This is a genomic window from Verrucomicrobiota bacterium (genome assembly GCA_021413925.1).
In the GTDB taxonomy this organism is placed as follows: domain Bacteria; phylum Verrucomicrobiota; class Verrucomicrobiia; order Chthoniobacterales; family UBA6821; genus UBA6821.
Genome location: JAIOPL010000002.1, coordinates 35914 through 55258 on the forward strand (window position 1 = coordinate 35914; position 19345 = coordinate 55258).

General features: G+C 55.8%; 17 protein-coding genes and 1 pseudogene. 15 read left to right on the plus strand and 3 right to left on the minus strand.

The window, feature by feature from the left end; all coding sequences use genetic code 11:
- The first annotated feature begins 2 nt into the window (after positions 1–2).
- From glpX to K8R57_01035, 4 genes and pseudogenes are all read left to right on the plus strand, one after another.
- A pseudogene (gene glpX / locus K8R57_01020) lies at positions 3–1056 on the plus strand (class II fructose-bisphosphatase).
- A 97-nt stretch (positions 1057–1153) separates the two neighbouring features.
- Positions 1154–2107: a transaldolase gene (gene tal / locus K8R57_01025; GenBank protein MCE9586880.1), complete on the plus strand. Its 954-nt coding sequence runs from the start codon at positions 1154–1156 to the stop codon at positions 2105–2107.
- 40 nt (positions 2108–2147) lie between these two features.
- Entirely contained in the window at positions 2148–2846 is a 699-nt protein-coding gene (locus tag K8R57_01030; protein ID MCE9586881.1) for a hypothetical protein, read from the plus strand.
- A 78-nt stretch (positions 2847–2924) separates the two neighbouring features.
- Entirely contained in the window at positions 2925–3554 is a 630-nt protein-coding gene (locus tag K8R57_01035) for a hypothetical protein (protein MCE9586882.1), read from the plus strand.
- Positions 3555–3923: 369 nt separating this feature from the next.
- Here the strand turns inward: K8R57_01035 and K8R57_01040 are convergent, their stop codons facing one another.
- Complete coding sequence (locus K8R57_01040; GenBank protein MCE9586883.1) at positions 3924–4997, minus strand: NTP transferase domain-containing protein; 1074 nt, start codon at positions 4995–4997, stop codon at positions 3924–3926.
- Between the two features lie 161 nt (positions 4998–5158).
- On the opposite strand from K8R57_01040, the gene K8R57_01045 reads away from it, so the two are divergent.
- From K8R57_01045 to K8R57_01075, 7 genes are all read left to right on the plus strand, one after another.
- Positions 5159–5383 (plus strand): type II toxin-antitoxin system HicB family antitoxin, encoded by a 225-nt coding sequence (locus K8R57_01045; protein MCE9586884.1) that lies wholly within the window; start codon positions 5159–5161, stop codon positions 5381–5383.
- Between the two features lie 24 nt (positions 5384–5407).
- Positions 5408–5623 (plus strand): 2-oxoisovalerate dehydrogenase, encoded by a 216-nt coding sequence (locus K8R57_01050; protein MCE9586885.1) that lies wholly within the window; start codon positions 5408–5410, stop codon positions 5621–5623.
- Complete coding sequence (locus K8R57_01055) at positions 5620–5862, plus strand: type II toxin-antitoxin system HicA family toxin (GenBank protein ID MCE9586886.1); 243 nt, start codon at positions 5620–5622, stop codon at positions 5860–5862. Before K8R57_01050 ends, K8R57_01055 begins: the two co-directional genes overlap by 4 nt.
- 769 nt (positions 5863–6631) lie before the next feature.
- A complete protein-coding gene (locus K8R57_01060) occupies positions 6632–6865 on the plus strand; it encodes an antitoxin (protein MCE9586887.1) in 234 nt (77 codons plus the stop codon).
- 21 nt (positions 6866–6886) lie between these two features.
- Positions 6887–7321, plus strand: coding sequence for a type II toxin-antitoxin system VapC family toxin (locus tag K8R57_01065; protein MCE9586888.1), 435 nt, complete (start codon positions 6887–6889; stop codon positions 7319–7321).
- A 162-nt stretch (positions 7322–7483) separates the two neighbouring features.
- Positions 7484–8710, plus strand: coding sequence for an ATP-binding protein (locus K8R57_01070; protein MCE9586889.1), 1227 nt, complete (start codon positions 7484–7486; stop codon positions 8708–8710).
- Positions 8711–9080: 370 nt separating this feature from the next.
- Complete coding sequence (locus K8R57_01075) at positions 9081–10229, plus strand: ATP-binding protein (protein MCE9586890.1); 1149 nt, start codon at positions 9081–9083, stop codon at positions 10227–10229.
- Positions 10230–10420: 191 nt separating this feature from the next.
- Here K8R57_01075 and K8R57_01080 read toward each other — a convergent pair whose 3' ends face one another.
- Together K8R57_01080 and K8R57_01085 are read right to left on the minus strand one after the other, a co-directional pair.
- Entirely contained in the window at positions 10421–10606 is a 186-nt protein-coding gene (locus tag K8R57_01080) for a DUF5615 family PIN-like protein (GenBank protein ID MCE9586891.1), read from the minus strand.
- Between the two features lie 3 nt (positions 10607–10609).
- Complete coding sequence (locus K8R57_01085; GenBank protein MCE9586892.1) at positions 10610–10837, minus strand: DUF433 domain-containing protein; 228 nt, start codon at positions 10835–10837, stop codon at positions 10610–10612.
- A 696-nt stretch (positions 10838–11533) separates the two neighbouring features.
- Here K8R57_01085 and K8R57_01090 point away from each other — a divergent pair.
- The 4 genes from K8R57_01090 to K8R57_01105 all read left to right on the plus strand — a co-directional run bounded on the left by K8R57_01090 (position 11534) and on the right by K8R57_01105 (position 19107).
- Positions 11534–12874: a hypothetical protein gene (locus tag K8R57_01090; protein MCE9586893.1), complete on the plus strand. Its 1341-nt coding sequence runs from the start codon at positions 11534–11536 to the stop codon at positions 12872–12874.
- 30 nt (positions 12875–12904) lie between these two features.
- Entirely contained in the window at positions 12905–13660 is a 756-nt protein-coding gene (locus K8R57_01095; GenBank protein ID MCE9586894.1) for a PEP-CTERM sorting domain-containing protein, read from the plus strand.
- Between the two features lie 94 nt (positions 13661–13754).
- Positions 13755–18287: an autotransporter-associated beta strand repeat-containing protein gene (locus K8R57_01100; GenBank protein ID MCE9586895.1), complete on the plus strand. Its 4533-nt coding sequence runs from the start codon at positions 13755–13757 to the stop codon at positions 18285–18287.
- Between the two features lie 79 nt (positions 18288–18366).
- Entirely contained in the window at positions 18367–19107 is a 741-nt protein-coding gene (locus tag K8R57_01105; GenBank protein MCE9586896.1) for a hypothetical protein, read from the plus strand.
- Positions 19108–19345 lie beyond the last annotated feature (238 nt).

Here is a 19345-nt window from a genome sequence, read left to right on the forward strand (position 1 = left end):
TCATGAGCGAAACCAAGGATCTTGAGAGGATGGTCGAATTCGAGTTCGTCCGCGCCACGGAAAACGCGGCCCTCCACTCCATGCAATGGATGGGGAGAGGTGACAAGGAGGCTGCCGATGAGGCCGCCTGCGACGCCATCAAGGGGATGTTCGATCTGGTCGACATCCGCGGAGAGGTCGTGATCGGAGAGGGGATCAAGGACAATGCTCCCGGGATATTTCTAGGCGACAAGTTGGGTCGCTGGGGGGAGGGGGATCCCCGTTTCGATATCGCCCTCGATCCAATCGATGGGACCAGCAACATCTCCAAGGGGATGCCCAACTCGATTTCCGTCATGTCCGCAGTCCTTGTCCCTGATGGCAAGGAGCGCAGCATGGTCAATATCCCGAGCTTTTATGTGGAAAAGTTGGCCTATGGTGCCCGCGTGGAGCGCTGCATCCTCGACGGTACTATCGCGCCAATCTCGCTGGATGACCCCCTTCGAGCAGACATTGGAGCATGTCGCCAAGGCTCTGGGAAAAAGAATCGGCGAACTAGTGGTGACGGTTCTGGACCGCCCCCGCAATCAAACTTACACGGATGCCGTGCGTCGTGCTGGCGCCTCGCTGCGACTGATCGCCGATGGAGATATCACGGCGGCTGTGGCTCCTTCCCTGCATGATTCCGGGATCGATCTCTACGTGGGACGGGGAGGTGCTCCCGAGGGAATTCTGACTGCGGCAGCCCTGAAAGCCCTGGGAGGGGATATCCTGCTGCGCATGTGGCCTCGTGATGAGGAGGAGCGGGCGGAGTTATTAAAAACGCTGACTCCCGCCGATCTGGAGCGCGTTTACCACCGTGATGACCTAGTCCATGGTGACAGTGCCATCTTCTGCGCGACCGGCATCAGTGATAGTCCCATGCTGCCCGGGGTGAAGCTGATCGGCAAGACCGCCATCACGCACTCGATCCTCATGCGTTCCCGGAGCAAGACGGTCCGGTATATCAGGGCCGTGCATGATCTTGAGGTAAAGACCATTCATCTGCGCAGCCTGCGGGGTGAGGAGCATCTCTAGGGGGATTTGGGAGATTTTATCGGGGAAGCATCTTTTCCGATACAATTCAGGAATTGCTTTTCGTGGGGAGAAAGCTCATCACTTGTCGGATATGAGCATGAACCAACTCGAAGCCCTCAAGCAATTCACCACCGTTGTCGCCGACACGGGCAATTTCGCCGAGATCAAGAAGTTCCAGCCCCAGGATGCCACGACGAACCCCTCGCTCATCCTAAAGGCTGTTCTCCAGCCTGAGTATCGCACGCTTCTCGACAAGGCGATCGCCGACAACAAGGGATCCAGTCTCTCCGGTTCTGCTCTCTGGAAGAAGATTATCGACGACACGCTTATCCTGTTCGGCTGTGAGATTCTCAAGATCGTACCCGGTCGCGTCAGCACCGAAGTGGATGCCCGCCTCTCCTTTGACACCGAGGCCACCCTCGAGAAGGCCCGCTATCTGATCGGCCTCTACAAGAGCGTTGGCATCGACCGCGAGCGCGTCCTGATCAAGATCGCATCTTCCTGGGAGGGTATCCGTGCCGCTGAAATTCTCCAGAAGGAAGGCATCAACTGCAACCTGACCCTCATGTTCTCGATGCCCCAGGCTGTCGCCTGCGCCGAGGCCAAGGCACGTCTTATCTCTCCCTTTGTCGGTCGTATCTACGACTATTACAAGGCGACCACCGGCAAGGAATATGTCGGCATGGAGGACCCTGGTGTCCAGTCGGTGCACAAGATCTACAACTACTTCAAGAAGTTCGGCTACGAGACCCAGGTCATGGGTGCCAGCTTCCGCAACACCGGCGAAATCGTTGCGCTTGCAGGCTGCGATCTCCTCACCATCAGCCCTGATATCCTTGAGAAGCTGGAGCAGTCCACGGAGCCGATGCCCCGCGTCCTGAGCCCCGAGGCCGCCAAGGAGATGGAGATCGAGCGGATTCCTTTCGATGAGAAGAGCTTCCGCTGGCTCTTGAACGAAGATGCTATGGCCACCGATAAGCTGGCCGAGGGCATCCGCAAGTTCGGCGCCGACATCGTCAAGCTCGAGGGCATGATCGCTCAGGCTTGCTGATCACGTACTCTATACTACCTTTTCGAGTCCTACCCTTCCCATGATGATCAAACGCTTCCTTCCGCTTCTCCTGGCCGCAGCTCTTACGGGTTGTGCCACGGCACAGGTTCCCACCTCAGCAAAGGTGGGGGGAGCGGGCGATGATCATCCAGGCTCGGTACCCGTGCTGCTGGGACTCGATCCTGTCCGTCAGGATCTGAAGCTCTCCTCCCTGCAGTGCGCCCTGCTTGACTCCCTCAGGACCGAGTACAAGTCTCGCGCGAAGCAAATCACCGCGATCGGCATGGCTGATGAGGATGCCGGAATCCGTGCCAACTGGGACTTGAAGTCCTTGAGGAAGAAATTCAACCAGCGTGCACTCGCCGTTCTTAGTTCCTCCCAACAGGATCGCCTCCGCCAGATCGAGCGCCAGATGCTCAATGGCAATCTTCTGACCTCGCCCTCCGAGCAGCAGTTGCTCGGTCTCTCCACCCAGCAGCAGCAGCAGCTTGCCGGGATCGCCCAATCCTCGACGGCAAAGGTCGCTGCGCTCAACTCCCAGTCCGCCTCTGGAAAGCTTTCCCCGTTCTGGTCCGACATCAAGCGCCGCCAGATCCAGAGCGGCTCCTCCAATCAGATGCTTTCTGTCCTGACCGCGAGTCAGAAAAAACAGTGGCTCGTTCTGAGTGGTCAGAAGATGGGCCTGCCCAAGTTCAGCGATCCAAACGCGAACACGAAATCCCTATTCGAAGGCTATTAATCGCCAGTCGGGGCATCGTTGGAACGATGCCCTTGCTGTTCGTTTTCAAGCTAGCAACTCCAATTTTTCAGATATCCAATGAAACGTTTCCTTTTCCTGCCACTACTTGCCCTGACTCTGGCATCCGCCTCATCAGCCACGATCCCCACCGCCTCGACGTCCGACAGCATTTCCTACATGCCTGTCCTGCTAAACCAACCAGCCGTCTGCAATGATCTGAAACTCACCCCCATCCAGAAGGCCCGCATCGATGCGATTCGCGCCGAGTGCAGGGCCAAGGTTGGCATTGTCTCGGCTACTGGTCTGCTCGATACCACTCTCGACAGTAAGGCAGAGAAGAAACTCGCCTCCTATCACGCCTCCTGCAATCAGCGTGTGCTCAGGATCCTGACACCTGCCCAGAGGATCCGCTTCCGTGAGATCGAACGACAGTTCCAAGGAGGACTGTTTCTCCTTTCACCGAGCGAACAGAATCTTCTCAAACTAACACCCAATCAGCGCCATAAGGCCGCTGAAATCCGCTCCGTTGACTCTGCCAAGGCTGCCGAGGTCCAGAAATCCTTTCTGGCTGGCAAGAAGTCCAATCTTCGCAGTGATATCGACCTGCATCAGATCCATCGCACGACTGCAAGGAGTCTTCTTCATCTGCTGACTCCCGAGCAGCAAAGGGAGTGGCTGGCATCACTCGGCGCTCCATTAAAGAAATAGGGATTGGTCCTTTCTGAAAACCTTGCTGGGCATCACTGCGGGAGATTTTCAGTTTCTGATCTAGAGCATCTTCTAGTCAATCTGTCGCTTGAGGGGAGACTGCATGATTAATCTGGAACTCAGAATACCGCGCCTTGGGAGAGGCTGGGATAGACTACCGAAGGTAGCCCAAAGGGTGAGACGAGTGGGAACGAGCGAATCAAACGAAAGGAATATTGTTTCCTGAGTTGGCTGGCCCGGCCGTTGCTTCGCAGCCGTTACGGATGAGTTCCAGATTCATTCTCTCTTTCCCACCCTTATTCAGAGCGTCAGAATAAATCAAAAACGCTCTAATAGCCTACAGCCTAAACCGCTACAGCCTTTCGGGCTTCACTTCAGCTCCGGAGGGAGAGGCAAGTTCTTGATCTGTTGAACGGCGTTGCGGTGGCAGACAAGGATGGCGTCCTCTGTCTCGACAACCACAAGGTCGCTTACCCCGCAGAGGGCGATCGTCCGCTTGCCGGCGACGACGATATTGCGCCCGGCGTCGAGGGTAACGACCCGGCCTTGCAGGGTATTCTCCTGAGCATCCTTGCCGAGGTGATCAGGGAGGGCGGTCCAGGAACCAACATCATCCCAGTCATACTCGGCGATAGCTGCCACGACGCTGGTGGCCTTCTCCATGATAGCGAAATCGACGGAGATCTTGGGAAGCTTGGGAAAAGCTTCTGCAAGATAGGCGCTAAAGGAACCCACGGAACCCGAGGATGGGAATCCCAAGATAAAGCGTTCCAGCTCGGGCTGCTGCTTACGGCACTCTTCCAGAAAGGTCGCGGCCTGCCAAAGGAACATCCCGGCATTCCACCCATGCTTCTTTCCAAGGAAGAAGTCTTGTGCACGGTCGGCATGCGGCTTCTCAATAAAGCGCTCGACGGAGACGATACGGGTGGTGCCCGGTGCGGAAATCGGCGCTCCAAGTTGGAGGTAGCCGAAGCCGGTCGAGGCATGGGTCGGGGTAATCGAGAAGGTCAGGATGGAGGTATTCACTGCCACGAATTCCGTCGCCTCGGTCAGCTGTCTCCGGAAAGCGGTTGTATCATGGATCATGGCATCCGCCGGAAAGAGGCCAACGATAGCATCGGAATTGCGGCTTCTGGCGATTCCAGTCGCGAGTGCAGCGGCTGGGGCCGTGTCGCGCTTGGCCGGTTCGGCAATAATGTTCTCAGCAGGAAGGAATGGGACGGCAGCCAGCGTCGCCTCGATCTGGGCGACATTGGTCAGGATAAAGATCCGCTCAAAGGGAATAACTCCCTCAAATCTGCGGACGGTTTGTTCTAAAAGGGTCTGCTCACCCAGAAGTTTTAGCAAATGCTTGGGAGTCGCTGTGCGACTGGCGGGCCAGAAGCGCTCACCACTCCCTCCCGCCATGATGAAGACGTGAAGACGATCTAGAGAGGAGGACATGGGGAAAGTGAAAAGTGAAAAGTAAAAAAGTGAAAGGTAGAAAAGTGAAAGGTAGAAAAGTGAACCAAGGCGGTGGGAACCGCCGCGGTAGACTACGACGCAGTCGTAGCCCGAAGGGCGGCACGGCTTGCTGTTCATGCCCTTAGGTGTAACTTTGCGTCATGCCTATTCGTATTGAGATAGATCAGGAGGAAGATGGTCGATGGATTGCCGAGATTCCTATGATTCCGGGCTGCATGAGCTACGGCGTGACACGCAACAAGGCAATACGATCCGTTGAAGCCCTTGCCCTGCGCATCCTGGCCGATCAGGTCGAGGCAGGCGATGACCTGATTGCCAGCACCGCGTTCTACGCTTGGAAGGCAAGCCCCTGCTTGCAGCATTAAGATGCTCGAGCTAAGTTGCTCCCCATGAGTAGTGAGATCATCTTTGAGGTCAGGGAAGACGAGACTGAGGGGGGCTATACCGCCTCGGCGCTTGGATTTGGCATCCATACTCAGGGAGAGACCATGGAAGAAGTGCGATCCATGGTGAAAGAAGCGGTAGAGTGCTACTTCGAGGATGAAGCTGAATCACCCAGCGTCATCCGCCTTCACTTTGTCAGGGATGAAGTGATGGCACGATGAAGCTTCCCCGCGATATCCTTGGATCTGAGCTGGTCAAGGCACTGAAGGTCATGGGATACGCAGTGGTCCGACAGAGGGGTTCGCATATCAGTATTGCTACTGAGGTTAATGGTCCCAACAAGGAAGTCATCCCAAACCATCGCCCCATCAAGACCGGAACCCTTTCTGGAATCTTAAAAAGTATTTCAGCCCATCACGGATTGACCATGGATGAATTGTTGGGGAAGTTGGATCTCTAGTTTGGTGGATCCTCACTGATTTAAGCGGGCAGGCAGGGAGCTCACGCAGAACAAGGAACAAAGAAGGATATTCACCACAACGCCGAGTGCCGGGGGGCACGGTGTAGCCTATGCGCCGACGCAGAGCCCGGAGGGTTCAGATCCTGGGAGCGATCGAAGCAAAGGGGATCCAAGTGGGTTCCAAGTTGGGGAAAAGCTGAAAAGCTGAAAAATCTGAAAGTGAAAACCATTCGTCCGAAGACCTGGAATGGGTTCCGTCAGGACGGAGCTGGGTTGCTGAGCTGATGCGCTCTCGCAAGTACGCTTGCAGAGACGCTTATCCCGCAACCGCCCCGCAGCGCTGGCGGCACTGCGTCCATGCCCTTGCCCGGGCAGGGTGCCTCAGGACTATTCAGTTCCCTTTGCCGGTCCTTGGCTGCCTCCTTTGCCGATCTCGTTCCCACGAGCATCGTCCTACGGACTGCTTGAACGTCACTTTGCTCCCGCAAAGCAGTGCCGTCCCGTCGGGATCCCTCCTTTGGAGGGCTTCTCCCGCGCCCCCCCCCCCCCGGAGGCTTGGTTCGCAGGCTACTCCGTGCCCAGCCGGGCACTCGGCGTTGTGGTAAAACTGCAGTCTGCAGCCCTTCAACGCCTTCCCACTTTCGTACCTTTCACTTTTAACCAGCGTCGCGCTCTTCCCATCTTCTCGGGTCGATCCCGTTATGCTCGCCGTCCAATCATCCAAGGAAGCAAGTTGACATCATATCAATTCCGATGGAGATTATCCATCATGATCAAGACGCAGATCCAGCTGCCCGACGCCCTTTACAGGCAACTTAAGAACCTAGCCTCCGACAGGGAGTGGTCCCTAGCCGAGACGCTACGCCGCTCTGCGGAGATGTTCTTGGCAACCCAGCCGGCGTCTGGAAAGCGGCTCGGTGCTTGGAAACTTCCCGCGGCCCGGCATGGAGGTGCTTTCCTTTCTCCAGAAACAGAATGGACAGAGTTGGCTCACGGTGAGTAACCCCATGCCGCCTGACCGCTCATGATTTCCTTCGACACAAATATCCTAGTCCACGCCTCCAACCTCGACTCTGCAGAGAACACCGCGGCTAGGGATTTCCTAGAGTCGCTTGCAGAACGCGAGGATGTGGTGGTTTGCGAGCTGATGCTCGTGGAGACCTACCTCAAGCTCCGCAACTCCCGGATCATGCAAAACCCGTATGCTGCCGAGGAGGCCGGGGCATTCTGCCAAGCTCTCCGCTCCAATCCAAACTGGACTCTCGTCGAGAACGCTCCCGTCATGGGCGAGGTATGGGCCATGGCGAGCGGGCGCGACTTCGCGATTCGGCGCATCATCGACGCCCGTCTTGCCATGACCCTACGGCACTTCGGGGTGAGTGAATTCGCTACCGCCAACGGCAAGGACTTTGAGGGATTCGGCTTCACGCGGGTCTGGAACCCGCTTCAGAACGTCTAGGGAGCAATCCCTTCTGCGTTTCCTTGCGTCCCTCGACGCTCGACCTTGCTTGCCCGGCCTCGGCCTATCGGCCTGCGTTACGGCGTCACTCGACTTCCCCTTCAGCCTTCTCTTCTGTTCTTTGCGGTTGAAATATAACCACGCTATGGTTAATTATCAGCCATGATTACTCGGGCGCTTCTTCCAATCCTAGAGCAAAGCCTTCGGGAAGATCCTATTGTTTTTCTTAAAGGTCCTCGCCAAGCGGGGAAATCCACCCTCGTTCAACATCTCCAGGGGAACAGGACTTACATGACCATGGACGACTTGGTGGTACTTTCCGCAGCTCAGAGTGATCCCCAGGGATTTGTCGAGGGATTGCCTGATCAGATCACGATCGACGAGGTACAGAGAGTGCCCGGCATTTTCCTCCCCATCAAGCGGGCCGTTGATCGCGAGCGCAAGCCCGGACGTTTTCTCTTGACCGGATCGGCCGAAATCACGGCCCTTCCCCACGTTGCTGACACCTTGGCGGGCCGTATGAGGACATTGACCCTGCTTCCGCTCTCCCGGAGCGAGATCGCTGGAGCGAGTATGGATATGATAGGGAGATTCTTTGGCCCAGAGCCATGGATGCCCTCAGGTTCCGCCAAGAGTCACGCCCAACTTGCCGATCTCATCGTGCGTGGCGGATATCCTGAAGCCATTGCACGTCCATCCCATGAGGCCGCGCGCCGGTGGCTTCGCTCTTATGTGCAGACGATCATCGAGCGCGACCTACTTGAGGTGAGTCGTGTGGAGAACGTCAGTCAGGTCTTCCGCCTGCTCACGCTCCTGGCTGGACGGACAGCAACCCTGCTCAACGTTTCCGATCTCTCCAGGGTACTGGCAGCCCCACAGACATCGATCAAGCGCTATCTGGCATTGCTGGAAGCGGTCTTTCTGACCGATTGTCTTCCTGCCTGGTCGGGTGGTGCGACGGCAAGGCTGGCGCGTCAGCAGAAAATCTTCCTGACAGACACAGGTATTGCTTCCGTCCTTGCCGGAGTGGACGAGACAGCTTTGGTTGCCAATCCCGTCCTGCTCGGCCAGATGATTGAGACCCTGGTCATCGGCGAAGTCTCGAAGGCGGCCGGATGGGCAGGGAAACCGGTCAGGCTTTACCATTACCGCTCTCACGACCAGAACGAAGTGGATCTTGTGATCGAAGGCGAGGACGGCAGGATTTGCGGCATCGAGATCAAACTCTCCGGGGGGGTTGATGGATCTCACTTCAAAGGACTCCGGCATCTCAAACAGGTCGCAGGGAAGCGTTTCCATCACGGCTACCTCGTATACGCAGGCTCCTCGGCGGTGGGCTTTGAGGAGAGATTGTCAACCCTTCCCCTCTCAGCCCTATTGGGTGGGTAGCTTCCGCTCCCTAGGCGCTCCTTCCCAGGAGCTTGGTTCAGGTTCCCTCGACGCTCGACCTTCGTCCCTCGACTTCCCCTTCAACCGTTCTGTCCCCTGTCTTCCATCTACCGCGCCGCAGGCGCTCCCTTCGGCACCTTCCCACGTTCGTACCTTTCACTTTTCACCAGCGTCTCGCTCTCCCCAAACTTCTATCTACCATCTCCTATCTACCGCGCCGCAGGCGCTCCCTTCGGCACCTTCCCACGTTCGTACCTTTCACTTTTCACCAGCATCTCGCTCTCCCCAAACTTCTATCCACCATCTCCAACTAGTGAAACCCGTCGCGCATAAACTTGCAAAACAGAAGTCTGTCCTCTAATTTGCAAAAATGAACTGGAAACGACTTGCACAGCAGAGGCTTATCAAGCTCGCATCCAACTTTCCGGCGATCGTTGTCTTGGGATCGCGTCAGGTAGGGAAAACCACCTTGGTCAGAGAAGTATTTAGTCATGCACTCTATCGGGATCTTGAGTCGCCCCTCGTGAGAGAGAGGTATTCCGCGGATCCGGCGCACGAGCTCTCCATGCTCGGGGAGATGACCATCCTGGACGAGGCGCAGAGTGTGCCGGAGATCTTTGCCGCGCTTCGAGGGGAGATCGACGCGAGAAGGGGGGATGGAAAGTGCCACTTCTGCATCCTCGGGTCTGCACAGCCCGCGCTGGTGCGGGGGATTTCCGAGTCACTGGCTGGCCGCGTTGGCATCATCGATCTCGATCCTCTGACCCCATGTGAGACCGGGTTGGCTACGTCCGAACATTGGATCAAGGGAGGCTTTCCCGAGGCCGTGCGAGGTGACTTCCGAGGCTGGTGGGAACCTTATCTGCAGGCGGTTCTTCAGCGTGATTTGGCGGCCTACGGCTATCGACCTGATGCTTTTTTTCTCAGGCGTTTACTGACCATGATGGCTGGTCAGCAGGGGGGATTGTTGAATCTCTCCGCCTTGGGAAACTCCCTCGGCGTCAGCTACCATACCGTCAAGCATGGCCTTGATTTGTTAGAAGGGGTTTTTCTCATCCGGAGATTGCCACCCTATTTCCGGAACATAGGGAAGCGCCTCGTGAAATCCCCCCGTGTTTACATCCGCGACACCGGCCTCTTGCACCATCTGCTGAATATCGGGACCCCGGAGCAGCTGGATGTCCATCCGGCACGGGGAGCCAGCTGGGAGGGCTTTGTTATGGAGGATGTGATCCGACGTGAACGGCTCGTTCGACCCCATACCCAGTTCTCATTCTGGAGAACGGCAACGGGGCAGGAAGCGGATCTCGTCATGGATAGAGGAGGGGAACTCATCCCGATCGAGATCAAGGCCAACAGCGGCACCAACCCGCATGATGCTAGACGACTGGAGGGAGTGCTTGATGACTTGGGGGCAAGCCGGGGGTACATCCTTGGGATGGGGGCGCCAGCGGAGCAACTTACTGCCAGGGTCTCCAACCAATCCCTGGATCTTGATCCCTGCTGGCTCCCCGGGTGATCCCCGTCAGCGTCTCCAGTCTCTTCCGAAACTTCGATCTCCCTCAGGCCGATTCTTGTCAACTGGTCAGTTTTTTAGAATTTCAGCGTGTCTGCGTGTCAGCCTTTCAAACTGCCCTCGACGCTCGACACTTCGTTCCTCGACTTCCCCTTCAGCCCTTCCGCACCTTCCCACTTTCGTACCTTTCACTTTTAACCAGCGTCGCGCTCTTCCCATCTTCTCGGGTCAATCCAGCCGCCATCCCTGGCAAAGTTACGAATGCTCCCATCATCGGATTTTAGAAAACCTGCATCCCTCACCGCGGTCGCTGAGTATCCCTTTTCCCCGAGCCAGCGTGCCAGTGCGGGCGGCAACTGCGCATCCACCAGGAAGCGCATCGGTCAGGCAGCCGTCAGGACAGGGTGATCGGTGTACCGGGCGGCATAGGCGATCGCCGCACGGATATCCTCGGCCTCAAGATCAGGGAAGTCCTTCAGAATCTCCTCTTGCGAGGCTCCATCAGCCAACATTTCGAGCACATCCTTGACGCGAATACGCATACCCCTGATGCAAGGGCGTCCCCCGCACTGGGCCGGATCCACAGTAACTCGGTCAACGCATTGCACGATTCATTCATACTCCCAGATCCAACCCCCGTCAACGCCTGGTTCAGGTTCCCGAGACTTCCCCTTCAACCGTTCTGTCACCCTGTCTCCCATCTACCGCGCCCCAGGCGCTCCCTTCGCCCGTCCTTGGCTGTTTCCTTGGTGGAAAAATGCAACCTGCAACCCTTCTGCTCTCTAGAAGCTCCCTCCCAGAAGCTTGGTTCAGGTTCCCTCGACCCTCGACACTTCGTCCCTCGACTTCCCCTTCAGCCCTTCAACACCTTCCCACTTTCGTACCTTTCACTTTTAACCAGCGTCGTGCTCCCCCCAACTTCTATCTTCTATCTACCATCTACGACGGTGCAACCCCTTCTACCTCAGAATCTTCCATCTCCAATCTGCCATCCCCCGCGCCACAGGCGCTTCCTTCCAACTTTCACACCATTTACTTTTTACCAGCGCCCCTTCTAGGGGGGGGCGAATGTTACAAACTTGTTACAATAGAGATGATGACGTTTTTCATGGGTGCTGGCATTCTCTCGACAGTTCAGAAAACCAAACCTCGAACCGATCACCCGCAAACCCTGATTTCATAAGCCTCCGAAGCCCGTAAGGGTAAAGGCGCCACCCAGATTCAAAAACAAAATTTCTCCGAGCAGTCAAAAACCAAACAACGTCAGACAAAAACTCAGTCCAAACTCAGAAAATAAACAAAAACCCATGAAACACACCAAATCAATCCTGATGGCGGCCGTAGCCGCTCTCTCGATCGCCTCCGCCTCCGCGCAGAGCGTGATCTACGTCACGGGTGCCACGGCATTCCGCAAAGCCGCCAACAAAAACCTCTACGCCCTCTTTGGCGACAAATTGTATGCCTCTTCCGGTGCTGCAACCAACACAGACAGCGCCGTCGGTCTCTACTTCACCAACTGCGTTCTGAGTAACAATGCCGTTGTTGACATTGCCGTGACCTGGACCGGTTCCGAGGGTGGAATCCAGCAGGTGGCATCGGGTACCAACAACAAGCGTGTTCCTTATTTCGACAAGGCTAAGATTGAGACGGTTCTAGGTACAAACACCACCATGGCCCAGCGCCTTGGCCTGACTCCACCGGATACTACCTCATTCGCCATCGGAACCTACACGACCCTTCAAAAGGGCCTTGTCGGCTTCATGGACACCTACCCAGGTTCATCACGCTTCAAGCCGAATGTCAAAGCAAGTGACGGAATTGCATATAAGGACTTATCTCTCACGCAGATTGGAGTTGTTCCTTACACCTACATTGCCAGCAAGGGATTTGCCAGCGCTTTCCCTCAGAGGGATATTACAACAGGTAATGCACAGCAGTTGTTAGAGTCGGGTAGTTTAACGGGAAACCTTATAACGGGAAATGATGCCGATTATGATACTATTGTATGGAGCATGGGTCGTAACATCGACTCAGGATCCCGTGTGATCAACCACGCCGTGAACAAGTATGGGACGCTGACGACCGTGCTTCAGTGGAAAGTCACCGCTTCCGGTGGTAATGTGACCATGATTGAAAAACACCCTGCAACAACTCTGCTGGGCATCGGGGTGGCGCTTGGAAATAATGGTGAGTCTACCGGAAGCGCGATGTGTGGGTTCATGACGAACTCCATCCCCAGTGGTTTCGCAAATGTAGTTTCTGATACAGGTGAGGTGGCAGGTTCCACTGGGAACTTCCTGATCGGCTACTCTTCTGTCGCTGACACGCTTCCCTTTGTTGTAAATGGCCTTGTTCCCCTGAAGTATAATGGAGTTGAGGGACGTTGCTACAGCCAGACCAATGCAACCACGCTCGATGCTGGATACACCAACATCATCACAGGGAAGTATCCTTACTGGGGATATGAGTTCATTGGTTATGATGCTACATTGACCGGTAACGCCAATGTTCCTGTACTCGTGAACCAGCTTGCAACCAGAATCAAATCACTCACTGCAACCAATGGTGATCTAGCTCCTAACATTCCCATTGGAGACATGAAAGTTCTCCGCAGCGAGGATGGAGGAAAACAGATTTACAATTATTAATTAGTTGAATAATATCAATAGTCTAAGAATATGAAAAAAACTCTTCTCGCGCTAACCTTTGCGATGAGTGTGGCGGCCTCTCAGGCCGCCACCTACAATATCGGCGACAGTAGTAACCTTTATCTCGGATTCTATTCGGCGGCTTCGGTCTCTCCTAAGAGTCTGCTGATCAACCTGGGAACCCGTGCAAACATTCTTTCCGGTTTCAATCTCGACTTCAGCAGTGCCAGTTCCATCATATCTCAGACCTATGGGGCAAGCTGGTTCTCGAGTGCTGATGTCTACTGGAGTGTGATCGGTTACAACGCAAACACCAATGTCTGGGTGGGTAAAGCTGATGCCGCGGGCGATCTGCTTACTGCAAGTGGAACAAGAATCACCGCATCCGGATCCGGAAACCAATACAGCTCCATTGTTAGCGCAGTCAACAACTTGATGACAACGTCGACTAATGGAACAGCGACATACGCTAACATTACAAGCGGGGATAACACCCATCAAGCTTCTGTGGTGGATAACTCTGAATCCTCGTTCAACGGATATGCTGGGAAGGCATCTCCCTGGGGAGCGTTCACTACGTCGGTCCAGACCCCGCTTGCTACGGGAGGGCTTGATATCCAGGAATGGACCAAGGTTGGCACATCTTACACTAACCAGAGCACCATTGGTATGGTCACCCAGAGCGGCGGGGTGATCACGGTCGTTCCTGAACCGAGCACCTATGCCCTGATGGGCGTGGGGGCACTGCTTCTGATCGTGGCCTATCGGCGCAAAACCGAGGCCTGATCAGAATCCGTAATTTATCGCATGAAGGTGGAAGCCTAACGGCTTCCACCTTTTTGTGCACTCTGAAAGTTCACAGATCAATATCCATCCGCAAATGACCTTAGCGGCTCCAGAGAACAAGAGAACGGACACCTTCTCCCTCTCGAAGAAGTTCCGAGTTTCATTTCTTGTGTCTTGCTTGCTCTGTAGCGGTTGGATCTTCGGAGGATGGAACCTCAGAGCCGATACCTACAACATCGGCAACACCAATAACCTTTATCTCGGATTCTATTCGGCGGATTCGGTCTCTCCCAAGAGTCTGCTGATCAACCTGGGAACCCGGGCAAACATTCTTTCCGGTTTCAATCTCGACTTCAGCAGTGCCAGTTCCATCATCGCCCAGACTTATGGATCAGGTTGGTTCTCCAGTGCTGATGTCTACTGGAGTGTGATCGGTTACAGCGCCAATGCGAATGTCTGGGCTGGTAAGGCAGATGCCGCGGGCGATCTGACTACTGTAAGTGGAACAAGAATCACCGGATCCGGATCCGGAAACCAATACGCCTCCATTGTTAACGCCGTCAACAGCCTGATGGTAACGGCCACTGAGGGAGGAGCAACAAGAACGTCTGCCACGAGTGGAACAAACACCTATGGGGTTTCGATTGTTGACAACTCTGCATCCTCTTTCAGCGGATATGCCGGCAAGGCATCTCCTTGGAACGCCTTCACTCAGCCGGTTATCACCCCACTTGCGACGGGAGGGCTTGATATCCAGGAGTGGACCAAGGTCGGTACATCTTACACTAATCAGACTACTATCGGCATGGTGATGCAATCCGGTGGGATTATCTCAATCTCAGGGGTTTCGACGAGCAGTGTCTATTCCGGACCATGGCTCTGGGTAGGCTCCGACGGATCGTGGGGGAATTCCAACAACTGGCAGAGCAATGCGATTGCCACCAATGGTCGCTCCGTAGGGATCACCGGCTCTGCAGGTGGCACGATCACCAATGATACTGTCACCACTCTCGGTAGCCTCACCTACAGCAACGGGGCCGGATCCTTCACCCTGACCGGTACGAATGCTGGGCAGACCCTGACAATCTCAGACGGCATCACCAATAACTCGGCGGCGACACAGACGATCTTCCTCGGACTGAACACGACCTCCAACCAGACCTTCAACGCCGCCTCTGGAAATCTGACCCTCGGTGCGATCTCTAACACCGCGGCCCTCACCATGCAGGAATCAGCAGGCAGGGCAATCACGGTGAATGGCGCGATCAGTGGAGCAGGATCATTGATCCAGTCGGGATCGGGAACGCTCAACCTCAATGCCTCCAACAGCTACAGCGGAGGGACGACGCTCAACGGGGGAACGGTGGTGGCAGGGAACAGCGCCTCCTTCGGAAGCGGCGGCATCTCGGTGGCCTCCAATGCGGTGATCGCCGCCGGCGCGCAGGGGCTCTCCATCACAAACACGCTGAATCTCACGGCCGGATCCACCGCCACCATCGATTCCGCCTCCAATTCGATGTCCATCTCGGGAGCCATCACAGGGAGCGGCTCGCTTGCCAAGGCCGGTACAGGGACACTCTCGATCTCTGGAAACAGCCCTGCCTTCTCCGGAGCCACGGCCGTGAATGCTGGTCGTCTTCAGGTGAGTGGAAATCTGGGAACGGGGACGGTCACCGTGGGCTCCGGTGCATCATTATCCGGCACCGGATCGGTCGGCGGCATCTCCGTGTCCCCAGGCGGAACGATCATGGCCGGCACGGACTCATCAATCGGAACCCTTACCATTACGGGGAACGGAATCTGGAACGGAGGGGGAATTTACAATTGGAAGATCTCCGACGCTAACGAAAGCGCTGGAGTCGGCTACGATACACTTGCGATCGGGGGAGCTCTCAATCTCTCCGGAGTCACCTCCAGCAACAAATTCCAGATCAATCTCTGGTCCTTGGGCGGGAATGCCGCCAACTTCAACAAGGATGCCGACGGGGCTTGGAAGATCGCCTCCTTTGATTCGTTCTCGGGAAACTTTTCCACCAACCTCTTCTCCGTCAACCTCGGGGCAACCAATGGTTCAGGAGGATTCCTTAACGCCCTGAACGGAAGCTTCAGTCTGACCACCTCGGCCAACGCCCTCTTCCTCTCCTACAAGACACTTGCCGCCACCGATACCGGGGGGATCTGGTCGGGAGGCTCCGGAAATCTTTCGGGAATCACCAATGGCTCCCTGCTTCAGTTCACCGGTTCCGGGGGATCTGTCACCAATCAGTCCGTCACCAATGTGACCGGGATCTCTTACGCTGTCACGGCGGGAGGCTACACCCTCTCCGGTACAAATCTTACGCTTTCGGGCAGTGTGACGAATTCTTCCACCGCCCAGCAGACCATCTCCTCGGCAGTGAGACTTGCCACCAACGCGGTTCTGCAGGCCCAGAACGGGGCCATTCTGATCGGCGGAAGCATTGATCTCTCCTCCAACAATCTCACGGTCTCTGGTGCTCGGCAGTCCACGCTGGCCGGTGACATTGCCGGATCGGGCACACTCATCAAGCAGGGAACCGGCTCGCTTGTGCTGACGGGGGTCTCCTCCAATGCCGGTGGTCTCGCCGTGGAGTCTGGTAGGACGATCCTCTCGGGAGGTGATGACAGGCTCTCATCCAACGGGAGGCTCTCGGTATCGAGTGGTGCAGTCGTGGACCTCGGCACCACAAGCCAGCGCTTCGAGGCGCTCTCCGGTTCCGGCACCATCACGGGTGGAAGCGGATCGATCACCCTTGCCCCCTCCAACTCCATCTCCTATGCGGGAACAATCGAGGGGCAGAAAGCCCTGATCCAGAAAGGCGCCGGAACGACCACGCTCACGGGAAGCAATAGCTACACGGGGGGGACACTGGTGAATAACGGAACCCTTATTGCCTCGAATGCTTTCGCCCTCGGATCGACAAACGGATCGCTGAATGTCGCCGGTGGGGCCTTGAATCTCGGGAGCTTCAACCAGAGGGTCGGCTCCGCCACGCTCACTTCGGGATCGATCGGAAACGGCACGCTCACGGCCTCGTCAGGTGTGACGGTCACAGGCAACTCCAACTCAACGATCAGCGCCACACTCGCCGGCAGTGGCGGGCTGACCAAGTCGGGTTCCGGCACTCTGAGTCTCGCCTCGGCCCTGCCCTCCGGTTCGGTCCGGATCACGGGTGGCACCCTGCAGAGCAGTGCCTCCGTGATTGGTTCCGCCACCAACGCCCCGGCCGGCGTGTCGGTGAGTAGCAATGCCGTCTGGACGAACAGTGGCCAGCTCACGGTCGGAGGATCGGGCTCGGGTTCGCTGACGGTCGGATCCGGCGGGACGGTTTCGGCATCCGGCCTCCTTATTGCCTCCAACGCCACATCCAGGGGAACGGTCACGCTTGGAGATAGCAACGGGGTCGGTTCCTTGGCGCTTGGCAATGGATCGATCACCTTCGGGGCGGGAACAGGAAACTTGATCTTCAACCAGAGAGGGGCTCTGACGGTTTCCAACTCCATCTCCAGCCTCACCTCGGGAAGGGGAACCATCACCAGTTCAGGCTCGGGCACCACCACCTTGACCGCCAACAATAGCCGATTCTCCGGGACGACATCTCTCTCCGCTGGAACCCTCGTGCTGGGTGCCGGGTCTCAGTTGGGGGGGGGCGTGAATGTGGCCAACAGGAACGCATTCTTCGCCCTCAATACCAACTCGGTACTAACAAGCACCAACGCCGTCCATGCGGTTGCGGGTCTTCTGCTCGATAACTCAGGGATGGCATTCAAGGACTCGATCAAGGGATCCGTGGCCCTTTCCTCGACGGGTGTGCTCCAGAAGACCTACGCCACCAACCAGTCGGTCGCCGGATTCGGGGCGGGTATCGGTTCTGGCAAATCCTTCTCGATCCTTGCAGGGACGGCTTCTGATAATTGGGTGACTAATCGCGTCACCAACAATTCGAGTGTGACCACCAATGTGGTCAATGCGCCGGTTCTCCAAGCGAAGATCGTCAATGGTCAGTTGGATTTCCACGGGACCACCACCAACGCCATCGTGATGTCGATGAAGGATCCGTCCTACAGCACCATCAGGAACCAGATCCAGTGGTATAATACGAATTCCGGCACCTGGATGAACACCACAGCTGGCAACACGGGTAATGTGACCAATGCAGCTATCAGCGGCATGAATGGAAGGAGCTTTGCTGGGACTTTTGACAGCTTCCTGTTGTCTGTTAATACGAACTCAGCAATCAACTGGGGTAATCTTGAACTTGTGGATAGACAAAATCAAGGTGTCGTCGGAAGCCTTCTCGATGAATTGAATTTGCGCGGTGCCGGTATCAATACCTATCTCGCTAAGATCATGGGGGCCTTTGGATACGACAATGCCACCAAGACCTCCTGGGCAGTCATCAACCACAACAGTATCTTCGGCGATGGATTGGCGACCTTTAGCAATGCCGATCTCTTGAACGATCCCGTGGCAGCCGACATCTCGGTGTTCTCACCTGCATCAGGTTCGGTCACTATACAGGCTGTGCCTGAACCGAGCACCTGGGCTCTGCTAATCCTGGGAGGATTGGCTCTCGGTATGGTTTTGAGAGTGTGTCGCCAGAAATAATCCCCCGGATGGCGCTAACAAAAGTTAGGAAATAGAGGGAAGATCGGGATAATTTTTTGCATATAAAAAAATACGCACGATGCCTCGAAAATCACTCTTGATGTTGCTGATTGGGCTAGCGCTAGCGTCGATTGGAACACTTTTTATCCTGTGCAGTGATCCAACAAGCTCTGCAACTTCCTCCGTCGACCTAACCGACGATAGGGCATCCGGGCGGCATGGAACGCAGGGAGATATCGTTCAGGCGACCCGCAGGGAGGACAAGAAAACCTTTCCAAGATTCAACGACGCCATCCAAGGCAATACCAAGGAAATGGCTCTTGAACCGAATCAGAGACGGGTACGTGATGTGAGCGGTATCACAATCAGCAACCCGCTACCTTCACCGATCCCAACGACATCCCAGCTAAAGGTTCAGGAAGGCGTGCCACCGGTTGGAGACCAATTGCAATCGTCTGAAATGGAGAGAAGTTCTCGCGCGTCGCGATCGGCTAACTTTTCGAACGCTTCTGCGTTAGCAACAACCCCATCCTCAGGAAGCACTTCAACCCAACCGATGTCTGGCGATCAGTCCTCCTCAGTGGATGTAACTCTCGAGAAGCCTCCTTTCTACAGCGTGGATCAGGAGCAAGTAGCAAAGATGAGTCCGGAAGCTCAGCAGGCTTATGCCGGAATCCAGCAGAGTTACATCGATTTTTACAATGAGTGGAAGAATCATTATCCGAATGATCCTCGGAACTGGAATGAGCAAATGAAGAAATTTCACTTCCAGATGCTCCTTCAACTGGGCTCAAGAGAGGTGGATCGTATCCTCAGATGATCGGGATCGTGGAAGGAAACTAAGGAAGGATCAGTCCTAGTAGTGAGGGTTGAAGTTGAAAATCGGGCCAAGCGAATCGGGGAGGATTTGAACCGCCAAGTGCTATCCAAGGGGAGAGATGGGTAATCGGGAATAGGAGATAGGAAATAGGGAAATAGGGAAATAGGGAAATAGGGAATACCGAGCCGTGGGAACGGCTTGGATAGACTACCGAAGGTAGCCCCGCAGGGGTGAGACA

Bases quoted from the DNA above. Each gene is read 5' to 3' on its own strand.
- K8R57_01105 (MCE9586896.1), top strand. From the start codon at position 18,367: ATGCCTCGAAAATCACTCTTGATGTTGCTGATTGGGCTAGCGCTAGCG.
- tal (MCE9586880.1), top strand. From the start codon at position 1,154: ATGAACCAACTCGAAGCCCTCAAGCAATTCACCACCGTTGTCGCCGAC.
- K8R57_01055 (MCE9586886.1), top strand. From the start codon at position 5,620: ATGAAGCTTCCCCGCGATATCCTTGGATCTGAGCTGGTCAAGGCACTG.
- K8R57_01095 (MCE9586894.1), top strand. From the start codon at position 12,905: ATGAAAAAAACTCTTCTCGCGCTAACCTTTGCGATGAGTGTGGCGGCC.
- K8R57_01070 (MCE9586889.1), top strand. From the start codon at position 7,484: ATGATTACTCGGGCGCTTCTTCCAATCCTAGAGCAAAGCCTTCGGGAA.
- K8R57_01090 (MCE9586893.1), top strand. From the start codon at position 11,534: ATGAAACACACCAAATCAATCCTGATGGCGGCCGTAGCCGCTCTCTCG.
- K8R57_01040 (MCE9586883.1), bottom strand. From the start codon at position 4,997: ATGTCCTCCTCTCTAGATCGTCTTCACGTCTTCATCATGGCGGGAGGG.
- K8R57_01100 (MCE9586895.1), top strand. From the start codon at position 13,755: ATGACCTTAGCGGCTCCAGAGAACAAGAGAACGGACACCTTCTCCCTC.
- K8R57_01035 (MCE9586882.1), top strand. From the start codon at position 2,925: ATGAAACGTTTCCTTTTCCTGCCACTACTTGCCCTGACTCTGGCATCC.
- K8R57_01065 (MCE9586888.1), top strand. From the start codon at position 6,887: ATGATTTCCTTCGACACAAATATCCTAGTCCACGCCTCCAACCTCGAC.
- K8R57_01080 (MCE9586891.1), bottom strand. From the start codon at position 10,606: ATGCGCTTCCTGGTGGATGCGCAGTTGCCGCCCGCACTGGCACGCTGG.
- K8R57_01075 (MCE9586890.1), top strand. From the start codon at position 9,081: ATGAACTGGAAACGACTTGCACAGCAGAGGCTTATCAAGCTCGCATCC.
- K8R57_01045 (MCE9586884.1), top strand. From the start codon at position 5,159: ATGCCTATTCGTATTGAGATAGATCAGGAGGAAGATGGTCGATGGATT.
- K8R57_01060 (MCE9586887.1), top strand. From the start codon at position 6,632: ATGATCAAGACGCAGATCCAGCTGCCCGACGCCCTTTACAGGCAACTT.
- K8R57_01050 (MCE9586885.1), top strand. From the start codon at position 5,408: ATGAGTAGTGAGATCATCTTTGAGGTCAGGGAAGACGAGACTGAGGGG.
- K8R57_01030 (MCE9586881.1), top strand. From the start codon at position 2,148: ATGATGATCAAACGCTTCCTTCCGCTTCTCCTGGCCGCAGCTCTTACG.